The sequence below is a fragment of the Brevundimonas sp. Root608 genome (assembly GCF_001427825.1).
GTDB lineage: Bacteria > Pseudomonadota > Alphaproteobacteria > Caulobacterales > Caulobacteraceae > Brevundimonas.
The window spans coordinates 673,591-692,796 of record NZ_LMGT01000001.1; the positions used below are offsets into that span (position 1 = coordinate 673,591).

The window sequence follows — 19,206 nt, forward strand, 5'->3', positions numbered from 1 at the left end:
GGAGAGGCTGGCGCCATGAGCAGCCAGCCCGCGCCCGGCGAACGCTATCGGTCGTTCAGCCAGTTCTATCCGTATTATATCCACGAGCACTCCAACCGGACGTGCCGGCGGATCCATGTGGTGGGGACGGCGCTGGTGATCGTGGCGCTGGTGCTGGGGCTGACGGTCAGCGCCTGGTGGTTCGTGGCGGCGCCGCTGGTCGGCTACGGCTTCGCCTGGGTCGGGCATGTCTTCTTCGAGAAGAACCGGCCGGCGACGTTCAAGTACCCGCTGTGGAGCCTGATGGGCGACTGGCGGATGTTCTTCGAGACGGTCAGCGGCCGGCGCAGATTCTGACTACAGCGGCGGCCGGCCGGGGTCCTGGAAGGTGAACAGTATGGCCCCCAGCAGGGCGGCGGCGTCGCGGTCGGGCGAGCCGGCGGGGGGCAGGTAGAAGGTCGGCGCCATGCCGTTCAGGGCCACGCCGCCGATGTCAACGCCGTCGCGGCTGAAGACATAGCCGAGCACGCCGCCGCTGCTCCACGGCAGGCCTTCGACGTAGCGGGTCTCGGCGCGGTAGACCGTCCCGTTCCAGGTCAGCTCGCCCGCCCTCTGCGGCTGTTGCAGCCGGTTCAGCCAGCTGCCGTGGCGGCTGAGGGCCAGGGTGAAGGCGGCGTCCGGCGGGGCGGCGCCGGCGAAGACGCAGTTGTAGGACAGGGGCTCGCGCTCGAAGGTGATCCAGAGGAACTGCGCCCGGGCCTGGCCGCCCTCGCATTCGCCGCGCACCTCTTCGGCGAGCGAGGGGATCGTCAGGCTGAACGAGGTTTTCGCATGGGCGCTGCGCCGGAAGGGCAGGGCCATGCCCGACGACCGGGCGCTGGCCGAGCCGACGTATTCCGCGATGCCGAAGCCGGGGCGGAACAGGCTGGGGCCGCGACGGCCCTGCAGCTGCACCCGCTCGGTGCGGTCCCTGAACGGCGCGCCGGCGTCCTGGGCGGCGGCGGCGGACGCCAGGCACAGGGCGGCGATGGCGACGATGGTCTTCATGGTCCCCTCCAGTGATGCCTGGAGAGACTGCGCCGGCCCGATCAGCTTCGCAATACGCCGGTCGGTGAAACCGTCAGTTCGCCCCGGCGGGGGTCGCGGCCGAGGCCATCATCGCGGCCTGGCTGGGCTGGCGCTCCCACGACGGGGGGCAGCCCTCGAAGCGGCCGGCGTCGACGATGGTCAGGCGGCGCTGGTTGAAGCGCATGGCCGGGGACATCGAGCCGCGGCCGTGGCCGGTGTAGAGGTCGATCTTCTGGCCCTTGATCGCGCCGCCGGTGTCGGAGGCGTACCAGTAGCCGTCGTGGATCGAACCGTCCGACATGCGCATGCCCACCGTCTCGCGGATGAACAGGCGGGTGCGGCGGGGGATGTAGCGGGGGTCGGTGGCGACCGTGCGCATGGCGATCGGACGGCAGCCGAGGCTGTCGTTGCCCGTCGCTCCGCCGCCGCCGGCATGGTAGAGATTGGCGCGGGCGCTCCAGTTGGCGTCGCCCTGCATCAGGTCCTGCTGGTCGGGGGTGAGCTCGCGCTCGACGCCGCTGTCCGTGGAACCTTCCGTGGCCGGGACGGTTGATTCAGCACCCCAGCCCGCGCTCGTCGCAGCCTGGTAGGACACCGGATCGCCTGTCGCCTGAACCTGGGCGGGAAGGGCCATCGCCATCACAATGGCGAACGCAGCGGCTTTGCCGAGCATGTTGCGGACTCACGGAAACGCCGGCCCCATACGCGTCCGGTGGGCGGCTTGTCCTTCCCAAATGTGGCGAAAACCCGACATTCACGCTGCGGTGCGACATCGCGCCCGGTTCTCCGGTGGATAAGTGGAGCTTGTCACGGTCACGTGGAATCTCGTTTGGCCAACCGCGCGAAACCTGTAAGCAGTATTCGCAGATCAACATCACTTTGCTGAGGGCCGATGCTTACTGTCCATGGAGATATTCGGTCCGGCAACTGTTTGAAGGTCAAGTGGTTGCTCGACCGGCTGGGGCTTGATTATCGGTGGATCGAAACCGACGTCATGTCCGGCGTGACGCGCAGCCCGGAATTCCTCGCCCTCAATCCCGCCGGACAGACGCCGACCGTGGTGCTGGAGGATGGCCGGGTCCTGGCCCAGTCCAACGCCATCATCGGCTATTTCGGCGAGGGCACGGCCTTCATCCCGGCCGACGCCTATGATCGCGCCCGGATGTACGAATGGCTGTTCTGGGAGCAGTACAGCCACGAGCCCTATATCGCCGTGGTCCGGTTCCAGCGGCTGCTGGCCGGCAAGCGGCCCGACGAGATCGAGCCCCGGCTGGTCGAGCGCGGCCATGCGGCCCTCGCCCGGATGGAGGCGGCGCTGTCGCAGGCGGACTGGCTGGTCGGAGCGGGCCCGACCCTGGCCGACCTGGCGCTGGTCGCCTATACGCGGGTGGCGCACGAGGGGGATTTCGACCTCTCGGCCTATCCCGCCATCGTCGCATGGATCGCGCGGGTGGAGGACGCCTTCGGGATACGCTAAGGCGGTCCGGTCATTCGTCGGAGCCTGCCATGAAGCGTCTCGCCCTCGCCGCCCTTGTCCTCGTCGCCGCCGGCGGCGTGGCGCTGCAGGCCGACGCCTGGGGCAACACCGGCCACCGGCTGATCGGCGTCGCGGCGGTGCGCGGGCTAACCGACGAGATGCCGGCCTTCCTGCGCACGCCCGGGGCGGCGGCCGAGGTCGGCGAGCTGGCGCGCGAGCCGGATCGGACCAAGGGCGGGGGGCAGCCGCACGACCGCGAGCGCGACACCGCTCACTTCGTCGACATGACCGACGACGGCCGGATCATGAACGCGCAGGGCCTGTCCATCGACGCCTTGCCCCGGCTGAAGTCGGAGTATGACGCGGCGCTTCTGGCGGCGGGGATCGAGGTCGATGACGCCGGCTATCTGCCCTACGCCATCATGGACGGCTATCAGCAGCTGGTGCGCGACTTCGCCACCTGGCGGGTGCTGAACGCCGCCGAGGGGCGCGAGCGCGATCCGGGCAAGCGCGCCTGGTACCGCGAGGACCGGCTGCGCCGCGAGGCCCTGATCCTGCGCGACATGGGCTATCTGGGCCACTATGTCGGCGACGGCTCGCAGCCGCACCACACGACGATCCACTACAATGGCTGGTCGCAGAGCGTGCCCAATCCCGAGGGTTTCACGACCTCGCGCCAGACCCATGGAGCGTTCGAGAACGCCTTCACGGGTCGGGTGGCGCGGCTGGACGCGATCGAGGCGGCCATGGCGGCGCCGGCGCTGGACGGGTTCGACCTGCGCGCGCGGGTGCCGGCCTATCTGAAGACCACGCTGGCCGAGGTGCGGCCCTTCTATGGGCTGGAGAAGGCCGGTGGGTTTGCCGAAAGCGATGCCCGCGGCGCGGCCTTCGTGACGGCGCGGCTTGCGGCGGGGGCGTCGGAGCTGCGCGACCTTTACGTCCTGGCCTGGCGTGACTCGGCCGATGACTCGATCGGCTGGCCGGTGGTCAAGGTGGCCGAGGTCGAGGCCGGGACCGCCGATCCGTGGCTGGCCATGTACGGCGAGGACTGATTGGCCGACGAACCCACACCGCCGGTCGTCATCCTCGACAAGTCCCAGATGGCCGAGAACATCGGCGCGGTGGCGCGGGTGATGGCCAATTTCGGCCTGTCGGAGCTGCGCCTCGTGGCGCCGCGCGACGGCTGGCCGCAGGCGCGGGCCTGGGCCACGGCCTCGGGCGCCGACTGGGTGCTGGAGGGGGTGAAGGTGTTCGACAGCGTGGCCGATGCGGTGGCCGACCTGAACACCGTCTTCGCCGCCACGGCCCGGCCGCGCGAGACGCGCATGGCCGTGCGCACGCCGCGCGAGACCGCCCGCATCCTGTTCGACGACCGCGCCTCGGGCCTGAACATCGGCCTGCTGTTCGGCGGTGAGCGGGCCGGGCTGGAAACCAGCGACATCGCCCTGACCCAGGGCATCGTCACCATTCCGATCGATCCGCGGCACCATTCGCTGAACCTGGCCCAGGCGGTGGCGATCAACGCCTATGAGTGGCGCACCACCGTGCTGGATGCGCCGCCGCCGCGCTTCCGCGAGGGCGATCCGCCGGCGTCGGGGGCGCTGATGCTGGGGATGTACGAGCATCTGGAGCGGGAGCTGGACGACGGCGGCTTCTTCCATCCGCCGGAGAAGCGGCCGTCGATGGTGCAGAACCTGCGGGTGATGCTGGGGCGGTCGGCGTTCTCGGAACAGGAGGTCGCGACCTTCCGGGGGGTGATCACGGCGCTGTCGAAGGGGCGGGGCCGGGTGCTGGCGAAGCTGGCGGCGGAGAAGGCGGCGGGGGAAGGCTAGCCTTTCATCCGCTCATCCCGACTTTCGCCGGGATGAGCGGGTGTGGGATCAGTCCGCCAGCAGACCCTCGACGAAAGCCGGCACAGTTTCGGTGGCCGGACCGTACAGGCCCTCGTCGAACAGGCGGCTGCCCGGCGTGGGTTCGAGATTGATCTCCACGGTGTGGGCGCCCGCGAACCCGGCCTGCCGAACGAAGCCGGCGGCGGGCCAGACCGCGCCGGAGGTGCCGATGGCGACGAACAGGTCGCAGGCGGCGAGCGCCCCGTCGATGCGGTCCATCTCCAGCGGGAATTCGCCAAACCAGACGATGTGCGGGCGAAGGCGGCCTTCGCCGTGGTGCGGCGAGGGCTCGTGGGCCGCGAGATCGCCAGGCCAGTCGCAGACCCGGCCCGTGCGGGTGCAGCGGACCTTGAGCAGTTCGCCGTGCATGTGGACCAGGTCGAAGCCCGGGGCTGGCGGCGTTTCGGCATGGACGCGGTCGTGCAGGTCGTCGACGTTCTGGGTGACCAGCAGGATATCGCCGTCCCAGCGCGCCGCGAGATCGGCCAGGGCGAGGTGGGCGGCGTTGGGCCGGACCTCGGAAAGCTGACGGCGACGACGGTTGTAGAAGTCCTGCACCAGGGCGGGGTCGCGGGCGAAGGCGTCGGGCGTGGCCACGTCCTCGATGCGATGGCCCATCCACAGGCCGTCGTCGGCGCGGAAGGTGGGGACGCCGGACTCGGCGGATATGCCGGCGCCGGTGAGGATGACGAGGTTTCGGATATTGCGCGTCATCGTCCGCGCCCACGCCGCCGTAAGCGTTTACGTTGCGACGTCGCAGTGACGCTTTCGCTTCGGTGATATTCGGGGGACAGGAGGAATTTCCCCCGTTGATCAAACTCCCGATCGCCGATGATCGAGACAGCTCTCAACAGACGCGTGATCCGCCACGCGACGAACGCGGCCCAGCCTGCGCCCAACGGAATGATCTCCACCCGGGCGCTCCCTTCCGCAACGGGTCCGATAAAGTGCGCGCCCGTCATCACGAGGATGATGAAGAAGAGCGGGCCGAAGATGGAGAGCGGTCGCCGTTGAGTGGCGAGGTCGTGGTCCACCCAACGTCGTGTGCGAAGGTAGATGGTCACATTCTTCGCCGCGGGCATGCCGCAACGGTGAGCGATCGAAAACTGGCTGGCAATGGTCAAGGCGGTTTCGGGCCGGCAGCCGGATCGTTAGAACGTGGACGACTCGCGAAAGGACCCGCCCATGAAAACCCGCGCCGCCGTCGCCTTCGAGGCCAAACGTCCGCTCGAGATCGTCGAGGTCGATCTGGAGGGGCCGCGCGCGGGCGAGGTGCTGGTCGAGATCAAGGCGACGGGCATCTGCCACACCGACGCCTATACCCTGGACGGACTGGACAGCGAGGGCGTCTTCCCGTCGATCCTCGGGCATGAGGGGGCGGGGGTGGTGGTCGAGGTGGGGCCGGGGGTGACCTCGGTCGCGGTCGGGGACCATGTCATCCCGCTGTACACGCCCGAGTGCCGGCAATGTAAAAGCTGCCTCAGCCGCAAGACCAATCTGTGCACCGCCATCCGGGCCACCCAGGGCAAGGGCGTCATGCCCGACGGCACCAGCCGGTTCAGCTACAAGGGCCAGGCGATCGCCCACTATATGGGCTGTTCGACCTTCTCGAATTTCACCGTCCTGCCCGAGATCGCCCTCGCCAAGATCCGCAAGGACGCGCCGTTCGCGAGCGCCTGCTACGTCGGCTGCGGCGTGACCACGGGGGTCGGGGCGGTGGTCAATACGGCCAAGGTCGAGCCGGGGGCCAACTGCGTGGTGTTCGGCCTGGGCGGCATCGGGCTGAACGTCATCCAGGGGCTGAAGATGGTCGGGGCCGACATGATCGTCGGCGTCGACATCAACCCCGCCAAGGAAGAGTGGGGCCGCCGGTTCGGGATGACGCATTTCGTCAATCCCAAGGATGTGCCGGATGTCGTCGCGCATCTGGTCGAGCTGACCGGGGGCGGGGCCGACTACACCTTCGACTGCACCGGCAACACCACAGTGATGCGTCAGGCGCTGGAGGCCTGTCACCGCGGCTGGGGCGAGAGCATCGTCATCGGCGTGGCCGAGTCCGGCAAGGAGATCGCCACGCGGCCGTTCCAGCTGGTGACCGGCCGGGTCTGGCGCGGCTCGGCCTTCGGCGGCGCGCGGGGCCGGACCGATACGCCGAAGATCGTCGACTGGTACATGGACGGGAAGATCGAGATCGACCCGATGATTACCCATACGCTGCCGCTGGAGCGGATCAACGAGGCCTTCGACCTGATGCATGCGGGCGAGAGCATCCGCAGCGTGGTGGTGTTCTAGAGGGGCCGTTAGCTTGTCATCCCGGAAGCCGCGCGGCGGCTATCCGGGACGCTCTGCTGAACCGGACCGGGCGCCGAGATCGCGCGGCGGCATGGGCCTGACCCTGCTCCCGGCTCACCCTGCGGGCTTTCCGGGAGAGACGGGTGAGGATCGACGTCGTCCCGGATAGCCGCCGCGCGGCTTCCGGGATGACAAGGCAATCGGATTGAGGTTAGTCTCTAAAAGAAACGTACAAGCTGGAGGGAAGCCATGTTCACCCACATCACCGTCGGCGCGAACGACGTCGAGGCGTCGCGGAAATTCTATGACGCGGCGCTGGGGGCGCTGGGCCTGGATCCGGCCAGCGGGCCGGACCCCAAGGGACGGTACTGGTGGCGGACCCGCATGGGCGCCTTCGCGGTCGGCACGCCGATCGACGGCGAGCCGGCCTGCCACGCCAACGGCGGCACCATCGGTTTCGCGGCGAAGACGCCGGAGATGGTCCAGGCCTTCCATGACGCCGGCGTCGCCGCCGGCGGCACGGCCATCGAGGACCCGCCGGGCGAGCGCAACGGCCCGTTCGGCACGTTGAACCTGGCCTATCTGCGCGACCCGTCGGGCAACAAGGTGTGCGCCCTGCACCGGCCCGGATAGCCGCTGCGCGGCTTCCGGGATGACACGGAGGGCGTTAGAGGGTCGGGCATGGAAACCCTGAAGACCCACATCGTCCACGGCGGCGTGCTGCGCTATCTGCGCCACGACAGCGCGGCCACCGGCACGCCCATGACGCTGTCGGTGTTCACGCCGCCGGGGGAGGGGCCGTTTCCGGTGCTGATCTGGCTGTCGGGCCTGACCTGCACCGAGGACAATTTCACCACCAAGGCGGGGGCCTATGCGGCGGCGGCGGCGCACGGGGTGATCATCGTGGCGCCGGACACCTCGCCGCGCGGGGAGGGCGTCGCCGACGACCCGGCCTATGACCTCGGGCAGGGGGCGGGCTTCTATGTCGATGCTACCCGGGCGCCGTGGGCGCCGCATTTCCGCATGGAAAGCTATGTCGTCGAGGAGCTGATCGGCCTGGTCGATGCGGAATTCCCGACCACGAAGGCGCGGTCGATCAGCGGCCATTCGATGGGCGGGCACGGGGCGCTGACCCTGGCGCTGCGTCATCCGCATCTGTTCCGCTCGGTCTCGGCGTTCGCCCCGATCGCCTCGCCGACGCGGTGTCCGTGGGGCGAGAAGGCCTTCACCGCCTATCTGGGCCCGGACCGGGCCGTGTGGGAGGCGCACGATGCGGCGCGGCTGATCGAGAGCGGCGTGGGCGAGGGCTGTTACGACGACATCCTGATCGACCAGGGCGACGCCGATCCCTTCCTGGCGGAGCAGTTGAAGCCGGAGCTGCTGGTCGCGGCGGGCGCGGCGGCGGGCCAGACGATCAGCCTGCGGATGCAGCCCGGCTATGACCACTCCTATTTCTTCATGGCCAGTTTCATCGCCGACCATGTGGCGTTTCACGCGGCGCGGCTGAAGGGCTAGACTGGCTCCCAGACCGGAGGATTTCCGATGAGACGTTTCGCCCTGGCGCTCGGCCTGATGGTCCTGGCCGCCGCCGCGCCCGCGCTGGCGCAGCAGCAGATGACCGATCCCGACTTCCGCCCGACGGTCGCCCGTCCTGCCTTCGCGGCGGATGGGCCGGTCGTGACGATCGACGGGGCGCATGACAATTTCCACACCGTCGACGGTCGCTACGCGCCCTTCGTCGCGCTGCTTCGGGCCGATGGCTATCAGGTGCGCGGGGGAACCGCGCCGTTCGATGCGGGCGGGCTGGACGGGACCGACGTGCTGGTGATCGCCAACGCGGGCCTGACGGACGGGGGTTCGGCCTTCACGGCCAGCGAGATCGAGGCCGTCGAGGCCTGGGTGCGGGGCGGCGGGCGACTGCTGCTGATCGCCGACCATGCGCCCTTCGGCGTGGCCGCGGCGGATTTGGCGGCGCGGTTCGGCGTCGGCATGGGCAAGGGCTGGACCTTCGAGCCGGCGGACAACGACGACGGCGTGACCAGCCGGCTGACCTATGCCGGCGAGCGGCTGGGCGACCACGCCATCATGCGCGGGCGCGACGCCGACGAGGCCATCGCCTCGATCACGGCCTTCACCGGCCAGTCGCTGATCGCGCCGGAAGGCGCTTCGGCGCTGATGCGCCTCGGACCGCAGGCGTGGGAGGCCGCGACGCCGCAGGACGCGACCGCCGTGGCGGAGGCCATCCGGAGCGGCGCCTCGGACAATCCGGCGGTGCATTCGGCGGCGGGCCGGGCGCAGGGGATCGCCTTCACCTACGGCGAGGGCCGCGTCGTGGTTCTGGGCGAGGCGGGCATGCTTTCGGCCCAAGTGGTGCGCTGGCCCGACGGGCGACCCGATACGCGCTTCGGCATGAACGTGGCGCCGGGCAATGCGCAGTTCGGGCTCAACATAATGCACTGGCTGACGGGCCTGCTGCCCTGAGACTGTGTTAGGAGCGCGCATGACCGACACGCCCGCCCCCGACTACGCCCCGATGTTCGCCGCCCTGTGCGTCGAGGTCGGCTTCTGCCTGCATCCCAAGGGCGAGGCGAAGGTGCAGGCGGCGCTGGCGAACGGGCTGGACGCGGCGGTGCGGGCCGTGTTCGACGCCGAGGGCGTGGACTTCGCCTCATCCACCGGCGATCTGCGCCGCGCGGTGCGGGACTGCCTGAAGGCGAATCTGCCTGCTTGAGCTGAGGCGGCGCCTCCTCCACCGCTTCGCGGTCCCCCTCCCCGTTGGAGAGGAGACGGAACGAAATGGTGCGGCCCGGCTTGGGTTCGGCGAGCGGGCGCCTAGATACGGGCTCCCCCCGAACCTGTCGCAAGGAGCCTCTCCATGGCCTTCACGCTTCCGCCCCTCCCCTATGCCCATGACGCGCTGGAGCCGGCCATCGACAAGGAGACGATGACCTTCCACCACGACAAGCACCACCAGGCCTATGTCGACAATCTGAACAAGGCGGTGGACGCCGACGCGAGCCTGCAGGGCAAGACGCTCGAGGAACTCTTCGCCTCGATCTCCAGGGCGCCCAAGGCTGTGCGCAACAATGGCGGCGGGCACTGGAACCACAGCCTGTTCTGGGAGCTGCTGGCCCCCGCGGACAAGACCGGCGCACCCTCGGCCGAACTGGCCGCCGCCATCGACCGCGACCTGGGCGGGATGGAGACGTTCAAGGAGGCCTTCAACGCCGCCGGCGCCGGACAGTTCGGCTCGGGCTGGGCCTGGCTGATCGTCCAGGACGGCAAGCTGAAGGTCACCTCGACCCCCAACCAGGACAATCCGCTGATGGACGTGGCCGACGAAAAGGGCGCGGTGGTCCTGGCCGCCGACGTCTGGGAACACGCCTATTATCTGAAATACCAGAACCGCCGGGCCGACTATCTGAAGGCCTTCTGGACGGTGGTGAACTGGAACAAGGCCAACGCACTGTTCGCGGCCGCGCGCTGATCGCCGGAATCCGCCGCGCCGCTCTGGCGCGGCGGATGGGGCGTCCCAATCTCAAGCGCCGCCGTACCCCCAACCGGAGAGCCGACCGATGAACGTGCATGCCCGCCTGGCCGCCGCCGCCCTGATCCTGGCCTCGATCGCCGCCTGTTCTGCCGAGGCGGACAAGGCCGCCGCTCCAGCCGCCGCCCCTGCCACGGCGACCCGCTCCGACGTTTACGCCTTCCGTATCGGCGCGCTGGAAGCCACGGCCTTGAAGGACGGCGAGATCGCCCTGCCGAACGCGGCCAATGAAAGCCCGTGGGCGGACACGGCGGGGGCGCGGACGGCGCTGATGGCGGCTGGCCAGGCCGGGGACGTCATTCACCTGTCGGTGCAGCCGCTGCTGGTGCGGGACGGCGACAGCGTCGTGCTGATCGACACCGGCGCGGGCGGGCGGATGGGAACGCAGAACAAGCTGATGGCCTCGTTGCGGGCCGCCGGGGTCGATCCGGCCCAGGTCACGGACATCCTGATCTCGCACGCCCACGGCGATCACGTTGGCGGGCTGGCGGGCGCGGACGGGCGGCTGGCCTTCCCCAATGCGGTCATCCGCATCAGCGAACCCGAGTGGGAATACATGAAGGCCGGCGCCGCCAAGGCCGGCGAGGCGGCCCTGCTCGCGGCGGTGACGCCCAAGGTCCAGCCGTTCGCGCCAGGGGCGCAGGTCACGCCCTCGATCAAGGCCGTGCCTCTGGCCGGCCATACGCCGGGGCATTCGGGCTATGAGATCGTCTCGGCAACGGACCGGCTGCTGTATCTGGGCGACGCCCTGCACAGCTCGATCATCTCGGTGCAGCGGCCGGAGTGGGTCAACGGCTGGGATACGGACAGCGCGGCAGGCGTCGCCACGCGTCAGGGCCTGTTGTCACGCGGGGCGACCGGAGCGCTGCGGATCTACGGCGGCCACTTCCCCTTCCCGGGCGTGGGGCGGTTCCAGCGCCGGGACGACGGCTTCGTCTGGGTTCCGGAAACGGCCGCCCAGCCTTGACTCAGGAGGGAGTGGCCGTCATAAGCCCGCCCTCACGCATCCGGCCCGCCGGACGCGCGAACCACTACGGACGATGCGTGGACCGCCGTTGAGATCGTCCCTCCAGTTGGGGAGGGACCGGGCCGCATCATGAGAGAGTGACACATGTCCAAGCGCCATAGCGCCAAGTACAAACTCGACCGGGTCATGGGTGAAAACCTGTGGGGTCGCGCCAAGTCCCCCGTCAACAAACGCTCGTACGGCCCCGGCCAGCACGGCCAGCGCCGCAAGTCGAAGGTCTCTGACTTCGGCCTGCAGCTGAAGGCCAAGCAGAAGCTGAAGGGCTACTACGGCAACATCACCGAAAAGCAGTTCGCCGCGACCTACGAGGAAGCCTCGCGCCGCAAGGGCAACAGCTCGGAGAACCTGATCGGCCTGCTGGAGTCCCGTCTGGACGCCCTGGTCTATCGCGCCAAATTCACGCCGACCGTCTGGTCCGCGCGTCAGTTCGTCAGCCACGGCCACGTCACCGTCAACGGCAAGAAGGTCGACATCGCGTCGTACCGTCTGAAGGTCGGCGACGTCGTCGAGGTCAAGGAAAAGTCCCGCAACATGGCGCTGGTGCTCGAAGCCCAGCAGTCGTCGGAACGCGACATCCCCGACTATATCGAGATCGGCGACCGCGGCTTCTCGGTCCGCTTCGTCCGCGTGCCGGAACTGGCCGACGTGCCGTTCCCGGTGAAGATGGAGCCGAACCTGGTCGTGGAATACTACTCCTCGTAAGGACGGTTTTCCGCCTCGGCGGGATCCAGAAAAAAGAAGGGCCCCGGAGCGATCCGGGGCCCTTTTTCGTGGTCGATCGGCGAGACGGCCCTTTATTCGGCTGCTTTTTCAGCCGGGACAGGAACGGGTTGCGCGGGCGCCGCTGCGGCGGGCGCTGCGCTTTCCGCCGCCGGATCGGTAGCAGGGGTTTTGGGGCAGTCCACCTCGACGAAGGCCTCGTGGACCCGGCAAGCGTTGACGCTGAGGCCGGGCTCACCGGTCGGGCAACCGTCTCCGGGACACGGGCGAGCCTGCGGGCCGCATTGGAACGTATAGTGGGTCCGCTTGAGCTTGCAGGTCGTGGGTCTCAACGCAACCTCGTCCATGAGGCCGCATCGCCGGTCACCCGGACAGATCACGAACGACCATCCGTCGTCTGGCAATGGCACCAGGTTGTTTTCGGAGTTCTGGCCAGCCTCCTTGCAACTGGCCAGAGCCAACAAGCCAAGGCTCAGGACCGCAATTCTCGACGACACGTTAAGGTAGCCCATCCTCGTTCCTCCAAGAAATCCAGAAACTCCCGTCGGCTCGTGGCGCCCTGCTCGTCAAAGGCGCACAGAATCGTCTTACGCCCGTCAGAGTGAAAGTCCAGTGTTACGCGAAATGACAACTCCGGCGCGCGTCGCAGCTGCTGAAGCGCATCTGTGAAACTCGAGTAGCGATCGCAGGTCGCTGTCTGCCCACGACAGTTGGCGAACGAAAAACCCAGCCAGACCGAATGCGATGACCCGCCGGGCACGCTCAGAAGCTCGGGTCGACGCTCGATCACCATCAGACCCAACCGCCCCGGTCTTGGCGGCGCCAGGCCAGTGGCGGGGACGCAGCGCGCGTCGATCGGGCAGTCGGCCGTGCGGTCGACCTCGACCGGCAGGGCCACCGGGTCCAGCGAGCCGTCATAGGGAAACCGCGCCGCAGCGGCCTCCGTGCCCCCGATGCTTGCATAGGCGTCAACCGCCACATCGCCATAGTCGGCGCGGGCCGTGTTGATCATGCCGGTTTCGACGGCGAGCATCAGGACGTCGGTGGAGGGGGTAGGGGCGTCCCGATAGAGAAGGACGGTCTGCGGCGGCAACAGAACGATCTCGGCGCCCCGAAGCGACTGGAAGGTCCCCAGCAGGAAGATGCTCAGGGAAAGAAGGAAGGCGGCGACCGCGGCGCCGGCTTCGGTGATGCGCCATCTCGCGGTCTTGAGCTCATCCTTGCGGGCTGGCGTTGTCGGCGGCTCGCCGGATTTCGCGTTCCGTCCGGGACGTCGGGTCGGCTGCCTGTCCGCCATCGTCATCGCCGTTTCGTCTGCGCCATCGGGCCGACCAGAGGTAGAGTACCGACTTGTAACAGGGTGGCAAATTTGGCGGAAAACGGTGAATCAACCGCCGCTCCGGTTGAACAAGGCGGCTCAGGCAGGCGGCGGGTTCACATGCGACCCGAACAGGCGCATTTTCCTCGCGTTCAGGGTTCGGCGAGGAGGCTGGCATGAAACGGGTCGCTCTTGTGGCCGCCGTTCTGGTGTTGGTCCCACTGTTGTCGGCCTGCGCCCTGGCTGATCGCTTCGGGGCGTCGGCGCCTGCGCAGGGCGCGGACCTGCCGGGTCATGTCGAACCCGTCCACGCCGCCGTCATCGCCCGGAACCAGGCCGCCTTCTGGGTCAGCTCGAACGGCTGCACGGCCAAGGCCGACATTCAGCCGGTCGTCCGCCAGTCCAGCGACGGACCCATCATCACCCTGCGCCGGATCAAGGAAGACCGGTGCCGCGAGATTCGCCCCGAGGGGGTCGAGATGCGCTGGTCGTTCGAGGAACTGGGGCTGGCCGACGGCTCGCGCCTGTCGGTCGAGAACCCCTACCAGCTGCCGCCGGGCTAGGAGCGGCGCTCAAACGTCGGAAGCATGGTCGGCGGAATGCGGTGCGGCCGCAGGGTCGTCGCGTCGACCAGCACCCATTCGGACACGCCCTGGGCGCACAGTCGGCCCTCTCCGTCCTCGATGTGGACATAACGGTTGAAGCGCGGCCCGTGAGGATCGCCGACCCAGGTCCGGGCCACGACGCCCTGCGCCCCGGGCGGCAGGGGGCGGAAATAGTCGATCTCGTGCCGCACCGCGACCCAGGACCAGCGGGCCCGGGTCTCGCCGTCGAAGCGGGCGTTCCAGTGGGCCGTGCCGGCGTCCTGCAGCCAGCCGACGTAGACCACATTGTTCACATGGCCATTGTCGTCGATGTGTTCGGGCAGGACCGTCAGCGGGACGACGAAGATTTCGCGGTCGTCGCGCGGCTCCAGGACCGCGCGGGCCATCAGGTCCCGGAGTCGTCGGCGCCGTCGCCCAGCGGCACGCCCTTGTCGGCCAGCAGGGTCTGCAGTTCACCGGCGTTGAACATCTCGCGCACGATGTCCGACCCGCCCACGAATTCGCCCTTCACATAGAGCTGGGGGATGGTCGGCCAGTCGCTGAAGGCCTTGATGCCGTCGCGCAGGGCCTCGTCCTGCAGCACATCGACGCCGACGAAGCTGGCTCCGACGTGGTCGAGGATCTGGACCGCCAGCGACGAGAAGCCGCAACGCGGCGCGTCCGGCGTGCCCTTCATGAACAGGACCACGTCATGCTGTTTGACCGTCTCGCCGATGAAGGCCTGGACGGGGTCGGCGCCGGCGGCGGAAGTCACGGCTTGATCGGTCACGGGATACTGGCCTTTCAGTGAAGGCCGTCAGGTATGGACCGCGGAGCGGGGGGTCAAGGGGCCTGCGGCCTCAGGCCGCCTTGGCGCTCGCGACCCGCGCCATCTCGATCTGGGCGGCCAGACCCGGCGGCATGTCGCGGTCGGGCACCTGCGACAGGGTGTTCAGCCGCTCGATGTCGCTGGCCTCGATCATGATGCTGGAGACCGAGGGGTCGGTCAGGGCGTAGGCCAGGCAGATGGCCTCGGCGGTCCAGTTGTTGGTGCGGTGCAGGAAGGCGAAGGTGCCGGCGTGGGCCAGCGGACCCTCCTTGACCTTGGGACCGCCGCCGAAGCCGAACAGGCCCTTCTTCTTTTCGACGTGGGCGCTCGCGGCCTTCTTGGCCGTGTTCAGGCTGTCGGGGAAATAGCCGTAGACGAAGATGGCCATGTCCTGCTCGCGGGCGGCGCGCAGGCGCGACCGGATCTGCCAGCTGGCGTTGACGTGGAACGGCGTGGCCAGCACGTCGAAGGCGCCGGTCGAGACATAGGTGTCCATCACCTCGCCGTCGCCGGACACGCCCAGCAGGCGGACGCGTTCGGTGGCGCGCAGGGCCTTGAGCGCGTTCAGGGTGGACTGGGGCAGTTCGTTGTCGACCGGCTCGTCCAGCAGAGCCATGTCGAACCAGCCAAGGTTCGAAGCGTGCAGGGCCCTGTCGATGGCGGAGGTGATGCCCTCGGCCGAGAAGTCGCGGTCCGAGCCCCGGCGGCCGTCGCCGGCGCCCAGGGTCAGCGACACCTGCACCAGCTTGCGATCGACGTGCTTGAGGGCCTGACCCAGCACCTCGGCGAGGACGGGGTCGGCGGTCTCGAGGCGATAGCTGTTGATGCCGGCTTCCAGGGCCGAATAGACCAGTTCGCGTCCGGCCTCGGGACCGCCGGCGATGTCGCGGGCGCCGAGGCTCAGGGTCAGGCAGGAAACGGCTTGGCCGGTCAGGCCGAAGGGGCGGTAGCGCATGGTTTCAATCTCCCGCCGGCGTGGAGGTTTCGAGGGCCAGGGCGTGCAGCTCGCCGCCCATCTTGCCCTTGAGTGCGGCATAGACCAGCTGGTGCTGGCGCACGCGCGGCAGGCCCGCGAAGGCCGTGGAGACGATGCGCGCGCGATAGTGGTCGCCGTCGCCGGCCAGATCGTCGATGACGATCTCGGCGTCGGGAAAGGCTTCGGTCAGATGGCCGCGAAGCGTTTCGACGGGCATGGGCATGGAAGGCGCGGTCTCCGGATTCGCCGGGATGATGCGGCGTAAACCTTAATGGCTGGCTACGGCGGCCTATTGCGCCAGACGTTCCAGCAGCACCACCGGCGCGCCCTTGTAGGTCGTCTCGACATAGGGGGCGTAGCCCGCGCGCTTCGCCAGGGCGTGGGACGGGGCGTTGTCGGGCGAGATCATGCAGACGGTGCGCGGCGCGTTCAGGGCGTCATCGCACCAGGCCAGGGCGGCGGACAGGGCCTCGAAGGCGAAGCCCCGGCCCTGGAAGCGCGGCGCGACGCCCCAGCCCAGTTCGGGCGCGTCGAAGGCAGGGGTCAGGATTCGGTGGAAATCCAGCACGCCGACGCTGCCGACATAGGCGCCGGTCGAGGTCTCGCGGATGGCCCAGTTGCCGTAGCCGAGAGCCTCCCAGTGACCGATGTCGCGCAGCAGGCGGAACCAGACGTCCTCGGAGTTCAGGGGGGCGGGGAAGATGGCCGTGGCGAAGGCCGGATCGGCCCACAGGGTCACGAGGTCCTCCAGATCGCTCACGGCGACCGGGGTCAGGGTCAGGCGTTCGGTGACGAGGGTGGTCATGCGAACAGGGCTCCGGCGCGTTCGATGCGGGTGCGGCCGGCGGCGTCGGTGACGGCGAAGGTGAAGCCGGGCTGCAGGGCGAAGGCGCCGGCGCGGCCCGCCTTGTCCAGCGCCAGCAGGGCGACCTGGGAGGCGGCGACCTTCGTTCCCCGCAGGCGGGCCAGTCGTTCGATCACCGAGCGGCAGGCGGCGGTCGGGTCGAGGCCGTGGCGCATGGCCTCGACCACGGAATGCGAACCGGCCACGCGAACCACGTCCTCGCCGACCCCGGTGGCCGTCGCGCCGCCGACCTCGTCGTCGACGTAGAGGCCGGCGCCGATGATCGGGCTGTCGCCGACGCGGCCGCGCATCTTGAAGGCCATGCCGGAGGTGGTGCAGGCGCCGGCCATGCGCTGGTCCGCGCCGATGGCCAGCAGGCCGATGGTGTCGTGATCGCCCGGCCCGCCCGGCATTCCAGTACCCCGGCCGCGCCAGTCGGCGTTCTCGCTGTTAGCGCGGGGGGCGTAGTTCGCCGTCTTCAACCACTCGCGCCAGGCCGCCTCGGCGCGGGGGGTCAACAGGTTCTGCGTCTCGAAGCCCTGGTCGACCGCGAACGAGCGCGCGCCGGGGCCGACCAGCATGGTGTGGGGGGTGCGCTCCATGACCCGGCGCGCCACCGAGACGGCGTGGACGACGTCCTCGAGGGCGCAGACCGCGCCGATGTCGCCGGCCCAGGTCATGACGCAGGCGTCCAGCGTCACCCGGCCGTCGCGGTCGGGCAGTCCGCCCAGGCCGACGGAGGAGTTGCTTTCGTCGGCCTCGGCCACGCGGCCGCCGGCCTCGACCATGTCCAGGGCCGAGCCGCCGCCCAGCCGCGCCGCCCAGCCTGCCGCATTGGCCGCCGCGCCGAAATTCCAGGTGGAGACCATGATGTCGGGCGTCCGATCCTGCGCGACCGCCGACCCAGCCATGGCCACGAGGGGCGCGGCGCCCAACAGCGCCCGGCGCGACGGCCCGCTCACATCAGCCCCAGCTGCTTGAAGCTGGCCACGCCGTCGCGGCCGACGATCAGGTGGTCGTGGACGTCGATGCCGAGGGCGCGGGCCGCCTCGATGACCTGACGCGTCATCTCGATGTCGGGCCGCGAGGGCGTCGGGTCGCCCGAGGGGTGGTTGTGGACGATGATCATGGACTTGGCCGACAGCTCCAGCGCCCGCCGCACGACCTCGCGCGGATAGACCGGGGCATGGTCGACGGTGCCGCGATTCTGGATCTCGTCGAGGATCAGCTGGTTGCGGTTGTCGAGGTAGAGGACCCGGAACTGCTCGCGCGGCTCATGCTGCAGGCTCATGCGGACATAGGCGATCAGGGCGGTCCAGGACGAGATGACGGCGCGGCCGGCGGCTTCCTCGCGGGTCACGCGGCGGGCGACTTCGTGCAGGGCGGCGAGGTCGAGGGCGGTTTCGGCGCCGACGCCGCGGGTCCGGCCCTTCGCATCCTCCGCGCGCACGGTCACCAGGTCCTCAATCGAGGCGGCCAGCACCGCCGCAAGCGAGCCGAACCGGGCCAGCAGGGCCTTGGCGACCGGCTTGACGTCGCCCTGCGGCTGGCTGCGGAACAGGAACAGCTCAAGCAGTTCGTAGTCGGGGAGGTGGTGGATCCCGGCGCCACGGGCGCGTTCACGCAGCCGTTCGCGATGCCCGGCGTGGTGGGGCGTCCTGCGCTTGTCGGGCGGTTGGTCGAGCATGCGCCTCCCCTGAAGCGGGAGGCAGGTTAGCCTAGAATTTCGGGCGGAACAGTCCCGCCGGGCTGGCGCTGAAGATCTCGAGCCCGTCCTCGGTCACGCCGATGGTGTGTTCGCACTGCGAGGACAGCGACTTGTCGCGGGTCACGGCGGTCCAGCCGTCGGACAGGACCTTCACGTGCGGCTTGCCGAGATTCACCATCGGCTCGACGGTGAAGAACATGCCGGTCTTGAGCGTCGCGCCCTCGCCGCGGCGGCCGTAGTGGAGGACGTTGGGGCTGTCGTGGAACAGCCGGCCGATGCCGTGGCCGCAGAAATCCCGCACCACCGACATGCGGTTGGCCTCGACCACCTGCTGGATGGCGTAGCCGATGTCGCCGAAGGTGTTTCCCGGCTTAACCTGGGCCAGACCGGCCTCGAGCGAGTCATAGGTGACGTCGATCAGCTTGCGGGCGCGGGCGTTGATGTTTCCGACGGCGTACATGCGGCTGGAATCGCCGTGCCAGCCGTCGACGATGACGGTGTGGTCGATGTTGACGATGTCGCCGTCCTTCAGGACCTTGTCGCCCGGTATGCCGTGACAGACGACGTGGTTGATCGAGGTGCAGACGGTCTTCTCATAGCCCTTGTAGCCAAGGCAGGCGGGCAGGGCGCCGTGGTCGAGGGTGAATTCGCGGATGCGGTCGTCGATCTCGCCGGTGGTGACGCCGGGGACGACGAAGGGCGTGATCATGTCCAGCGCCTCGGCCACCAGGCGGCCGGCCTTGCGCATGCCCTCGAAAGCCTCCGCGTCGTGGACGCGGATTTCGTGGGTGCGGACGAAGGCGTCGTCGTCGAGTTCGGGGGTCTCGTACATCAGGCGGGGCTTTCGGGCGTCGGGTCGCGTCTCAGGTGGGAGACTATAGCACAAACCTCAAGGCCGGGTTGAGGCGCCGCCGCGCACGCGTGTTCCAACTTCGGGACGCCGGA

At 69.1% G+C, this 19,206-nt stretch carries 26 protein-coding genes; 13 read left to right on the plus strand and 13 right to left on the minus strand.

All coding sequences use genetic code 11. The features are described 5' to 3' along the window. Window positions 1-15: 15 nt before the first annotated feature. Complete coding sequence (locus ASD59_RS03080) at window positions 16-336, plus strand: Mpo1-like protein (RefSeq protein WP_055828125.1); 321 nt, start codon at window positions 16-18, stop codon at window positions 334-336. On the opposite strand, the gene ASD59_RS03085 is transcribed toward ASD59_RS03080, so the two are convergent. Both ASD59_RS03085 and ASD59_RS03090 read right to left on the minus strand, forming a co-directional pair. After that, entirely contained in the window at window positions 337-1,026 is a 690-nt protein-coding gene (locus tag ASD59_RS03085; protein ID WP_055828128.1) for a hypothetical protein, read from the minus strand. It abuts the gene before it with no gap. Window positions 1,027-1,099: 73 nt separating this feature from the next. Then, window positions 1,100-1,720: a 3D domain-containing protein gene (locus tag ASD59_RS03090; RefSeq protein WP_055828132.1), complete on the minus strand. Its 621-nt coding sequence runs from the start codon at window positions 1,718-1,720 to the stop codon at window positions 1,100-1,102. Window positions 1,721-1,978: 258 nt separating this feature from the next. Between ASD59_RS03090 and ASD59_RS03095 the strand changes: the two genes are divergently transcribed. From ASD59_RS03095 to ASD59_RS03105, 3 genes are read left to right on the plus strand one after another with little or no spacing between them, the layout of a single operon-like run. Next, window positions 1,979-2,524, plus strand: coding sequence for a glutathione S-transferase family protein (locus ASD59_RS03095; RefSeq protein WP_327019540.1), 546 nt, complete (start codon window positions 1,979-1,981; stop codon window positions 2,522-2,524). 29 nt (window positions 2,525-2,553) lie between these two features. After that, window positions 2,554-3,576 carry a hypothetical protein gene (locus tag ASD59_RS03100; protein WP_055828138.1) on the plus strand — a complete coding sequence of 341 codons (1,023 nt, stop codon included), beginning with the start codon at window positions 2,554-2,556 and terminating at the stop codon, window positions 3,574-3,576. Next, window positions 3,577-4,356 (plus strand): RNA methyltransferase, encoded by a 780-nt coding sequence (locus ASD59_RS03105; RefSeq protein WP_055828141.1) that lies wholly within the window; start codon window positions 3,577-3,579, stop codon window positions 4,354-4,356. It abuts the gene before it with no gap. Window positions 4,357-4,404: 48 nt separating this feature from the next. On the opposite strand, the gene ASD59_RS03110 is transcribed toward ASD59_RS03105, so the two are convergent. After that, entirely contained in the window at window positions 4,405-5,130 is a 726-nt protein-coding gene (locus ASD59_RS03110) for an NAD-dependent deacylase (protein WP_055828146.1), read from the minus strand. After that, on the minus strand, window positions 5,127-5,540 hold the full coding sequence (locus ASD59_RS03115) for a hypothetical protein (protein ID WP_055828149.1): 414 nt from the start codon (window positions 5,538-5,540) through the stop codon (window positions 5,127-5,129). Before ASD59_RS03115 ends, ASD59_RS03110 begins: the two co-directional genes overlap by 4 nt. 61 nt (window positions 5,541-5,601) lie before the next feature. Here ASD59_RS03115 and ASD59_RS03120 point away from each other — a divergent pair, with 61 nt between their 5' ends. The 8 genes from ASD59_RS03120 to rpsD all read left to right on the plus strand — a co-directional run bounded on the left by ASD59_RS03120 (window position 5,602) and on the right by rpsD (window position 11,984). Next, window positions 5,602-6,708 (plus strand): S-(hydroxymethyl)glutathione dehydrogenase/class III alcohol dehydrogenase, encoded by a 1,107-nt coding sequence (locus tag ASD59_RS03120; protein ID WP_055828152.1) that lies wholly within the window; start codon window positions 5,602-5,604, stop codon window positions 6,706-6,708. A 249-nt stretch (window positions 6,709-6,957) separates the two neighbouring features. Continuing rightward, the gene (locus tag ASD59_RS03125; RefSeq protein ID WP_055828156.1) at window positions 6,958-7,341 is read left to right on the plus strand and encodes a VOC family protein; all 384 of its coding nucleotides are present in this window, start codon (window positions 6,958-6,960) and stop codon (window positions 7,339-7,341) included. A gap of 48 nt (window positions 7,342-7,389) precedes the next feature. Continuing rightward, window positions 7,390-8,223 (plus strand): S-formylglutathione hydrolase, encoded by an 834-nt coding sequence (gene fghA / locus ASD59_RS03130; protein WP_055828160.1) that lies wholly within the window; start codon window positions 7,390-7,392, stop codon window positions 8,221-8,223. Between the two features lie 27 nt (window positions 8,224-8,250). After that, window positions 8,251-9,189 (plus strand): DUF4350 domain-containing protein, encoded by a 939-nt coding sequence (locus ASD59_RS03135; RefSeq protein ID WP_055828163.1) that lies wholly within the window; start codon window positions 8,251-8,253, stop codon window positions 9,187-9,189. A 19-nt stretch (window positions 9,190-9,208) separates the two neighbouring features. After that, window positions 9,209-9,439, plus strand: a complete 231-nt coding sequence (locus tag ASD59_RS03140; protein WP_055828166.1) for a hypothetical protein — start codon at window positions 9,209-9,211, stop codon at window positions 9,437-9,439. A 144-nt stretch (window positions 9,440-9,583) separates the two neighbouring features. Beyond that, on the plus strand, window positions 9,584-10,195 hold the full coding sequence (locus tag ASD59_RS03145) for a superoxide dismutase (RefSeq protein WP_055828169.1): 612 nt from the start codon (window positions 9,584-9,586) through the stop codon (window positions 10,193-10,195). Window positions 10,196-10,283: 88 nt separating this feature from the next. Further along, window positions 10,284-11,222, plus strand: a complete 939-nt coding sequence (locus ASD59_RS03150) for an MBL fold metallo-hydrolase (RefSeq protein WP_055828172.1) — start codon at window positions 10,284-10,286, stop codon at window positions 11,220-11,222. A gap of 144 nt (window positions 11,223-11,366) precedes the next feature. Continuing rightward, entirely contained in the window at window positions 11,367-11,984 is a 618-nt protein-coding gene (rpsD, locus tag ASD59_RS03155; protein WP_055828175.1) for a 30S ribosomal protein S4, read from the plus strand. A gap of 490 nt (window positions 11,985-12,474) precedes the next feature. Here the strand turns inward: rpsD and ASD59_RS03160 are convergent, their stop codons facing one another. Next, window positions 12,475-13,305: a hypothetical protein gene (locus ASD59_RS03160; RefSeq protein ID WP_055828178.1), complete on the minus strand. Its 831-nt coding sequence runs from the start codon at window positions 13,303-13,305 to the stop codon at window positions 12,475-12,477. Window positions 13,306-13,496: 191 nt separating this feature from the next. Between ASD59_RS03160 and ASD59_RS03165 the strand changes: the two genes are divergently transcribed. Next, window positions 13,497-13,883, plus strand: coding sequence for a hypothetical protein (locus ASD59_RS03165; RefSeq protein ID WP_055828182.1), 387 nt, complete (start codon window positions 13,497-13,499; stop codon window positions 13,881-13,883). Here ASD59_RS03165 and ASD59_RS03170 read toward each other — a convergent pair. From ASD59_RS03170 to map, 8 genes are all read right to left on the minus strand, one after another. Further along, window positions 13,880-14,311: an acyl-CoA thioesterase gene (locus ASD59_RS03170; protein ID WP_055828185.1), complete on the minus strand. Its 432-nt coding sequence runs from the start codon at window positions 14,309-14,311 to the stop codon at window positions 13,880-13,882. The genes ASD59_RS03165 and ASD59_RS03170 overlap by 4 nt on opposite strands. Then, complete coding sequence (grxD, locus tag ASD59_RS03175) at window positions 14,311-14,694, minus strand: Grx4 family monothiol glutaredoxin (protein ID WP_235561706.1); 384 nt, start codon at window positions 14,692-14,694, stop codon at window positions 14,311-14,313. Before grxD ends, ASD59_RS03170 begins: the two co-directional genes overlap by 1 nt. Before the next feature lie 70 nt (window positions 14,695-14,764). Next, window positions 14,765-15,688: an aldo/keto reductase gene (locus ASD59_RS03180; RefSeq protein WP_055828188.1), complete on the minus strand. Its 924-nt coding sequence runs from the start codon at window positions 15,686-15,688 to the stop codon at window positions 14,765-14,767. Between the two features lie 4 nt (window positions 15,689-15,692). After that, window positions 15,693-15,932 (minus strand): BolA family protein, encoded by a 240-nt coding sequence (locus tag ASD59_RS03185; protein WP_055828191.1) that lies wholly within the window; start codon window positions 15,930-15,932, stop codon window positions 15,693-15,695. A gap of 66 nt (window positions 15,933-15,998) precedes the next feature. Then, window positions 15,999-16,514, minus strand: coding sequence for a GNAT family N-acetyltransferase (locus ASD59_RS03190; protein ID WP_055828195.1), 516 nt, complete (start codon window positions 16,512-16,514; stop codon window positions 15,999-16,001). Continuing rightward, a complete protein-coding gene (locus ASD59_RS03195) occupies window positions 16,511-17,515 on the minus strand; it encodes a N(4)-(beta-N-acetylglucosaminyl)-L-asparaginase (protein ID WP_235561707.1) in 1,005 nt (334 codons plus the stop codon). Before ASD59_RS03195 ends, ASD59_RS03190 begins: the two co-directional genes overlap by 4 nt. Further along, a complete protein-coding gene (gene radC, locus ASD59_RS03200) occupies window positions 17,512-18,240 on the minus strand; it encodes a RadC family protein (RefSeq protein WP_055828199.1) in 729 nt (242 codons plus the stop codon). The genes ASD59_RS03195 and radC overlap by 4 nt, the downstream gene beginning before the upstream one ends. A 31-nt stretch (window positions 18,241-18,271) precedes the next feature. Beyond that, window positions 18,272-19,093 carry a type I methionyl aminopeptidase gene (gene map / locus ASD59_RS03205; protein WP_055828202.1) on the minus strand — a complete coding sequence of 274 codons (822 nt, stop codon included), beginning with the start codon at window positions 19,091-19,093 and terminating at the stop codon, window positions 18,272-18,274. Between the last annotated feature and the right edge of the window lie 113 nt (window positions 19,094-19,206).

What these genes read in the sequence shown, in the direction of transcription:
- ASD59_RS03185 (WP_055828191.1), bottom strand. Translation starts at nt 15,932, where the DNA reads ATGCCCATGCCCGTCGAAACGCTTCGCGGCCATCTGACCGAAGCCTTT.
- ASD59_RS03165 (WP_055828182.1), top strand. Translation starts at nt 13,497, where the DNA reads ATGAAACGGGTCGCTCTTGTGGCCGCCGTTCTGGTGTTGGTCCCACTG.
- ASD59_RS03120 (WP_055828152.1), top strand. Translation starts at nt 5,602, where the DNA reads ATGAAAACCCGCGCCGCCGTCGCCTTCGAGGCCAAACGTCCGCTCGAG.
- ASD59_RS03080 (WP_055828125.1), top strand. Translation starts at nt 16, where the DNA reads ATGAGCAGCCAGCCCGCGCCCGGCGAACGCTATCGGTCGTTCAGCCAG.
- ASD59_RS03135 (WP_055828163.1), top strand. Translation starts at nt 8,251, where the DNA reads ATGAGACGTTTCGCCCTGGCGCTCGGCCTGATGGTCCTGGCCGCCGCC.
- ASD59_RS03180 (WP_055828188.1), bottom strand. Translation starts at nt 15,688, where the DNA reads ATGCGCTACCGCCCCTTCGGCCTGACCGGCCAAGCCGTTTCCTGCCTG.
- ASD59_RS03085 (WP_055828128.1), bottom strand. Translation starts at nt 1,026, where the DNA reads ATGAAGACCATCGTCGCCATCGCCGCCCTGTGCCTGGCGTCCGCCGCC.
- ASD59_RS03160 (WP_055828178.1), bottom strand. Translation starts at nt 13,305, where the DNA reads ATGACGATGGCGGACAGGCAGCCGACCCGACGTCCCGGACGGAACGCG.
- ASD59_RS03090 (WP_055828132.1), bottom strand. Translation starts at nt 1,720, where the DNA reads ATGCTCGGCAAAGCCGCTGCGTTCGCCATTGTGATGGCGATGGCCCTT.
- ASD59_RS03140 (WP_055828166.1), top strand. Translation starts at nt 9,209, where the DNA reads ATGACCGACACGCCCGCCCCCGACTACGCCCCGATGTTCGCCGCCCTG.
- ASD59_RS03170 (WP_055828185.1), bottom strand. Translation starts at nt 14,311, where the DNA reads ATGGCCCGCGCGGTCCTGGAGCCGCGCGACGACCGCGAAATCTTCGTC.
- ASD59_RS03110 (WP_055828146.1), bottom strand. Translation starts at nt 5,130, where the DNA reads ATGACGCGCAATATCCGAAACCTCGTCATCCTCACCGGCGCCGGCATA.
- rpsD (WP_055828175.1), top strand. Translation starts at nt 11,367, where the DNA reads ATGTCCAAGCGCCATAGCGCCAAGTACAAACTCGACCGGGTCATGGGT.
- ASD59_RS03150 (WP_055828172.1), top strand. Translation starts at nt 10,284, where the DNA reads ATGAACGTGCATGCCCGCCTGGCCGCCGCCGCCCTGATCCTGGCCTCG.
- ASD59_RS03125 (WP_055828156.1), top strand. Translation starts at nt 6,958, where the DNA reads ATGTTCACCCACATCACCGTCGGCGCGAACGACGTCGAGGCGTCGCGG.
- map (WP_055828202.1), bottom strand. Translation starts at nt 19,093, where the DNA reads ATGTACGAGACCCCCGAACTCGACGACGACGCCTTCGTCCGCACCCAC.
- ASD59_RS03145 (WP_055828169.1), top strand. Translation starts at nt 9,584, where the DNA reads ATGGCCTTCACGCTTCCGCCCCTCCCCTATGCCCATGACGCGCTGGAG.
- ASD59_RS03100 (WP_055828138.1), top strand. Translation starts at nt 2,554, where the DNA reads ATGAAGCGTCTCGCCCTCGCCGCCCTTGTCCTCGTCGCCGCCGGCGGC.
- fghA (WP_055828160.1), top strand. Translation starts at nt 7,390, where the DNA reads ATGGAAACCCTGAAGACCCACATCGTCCACGGCGGCGTGCTGCGCTAT.
- radC (WP_055828199.1), bottom strand. Translation starts at nt 18,240, where the DNA reads ATGCTCGACCAACCGCCCGACAAGCGCAGGACGCCCCACCACGCCGGG.
- ASD59_RS03190 (WP_055828195.1), bottom strand. Translation starts at nt 16,514, where the DNA reads ATGACCACCCTCGTCACCGAACGCCTGACCCTGACCCCGGTCGCCGTG.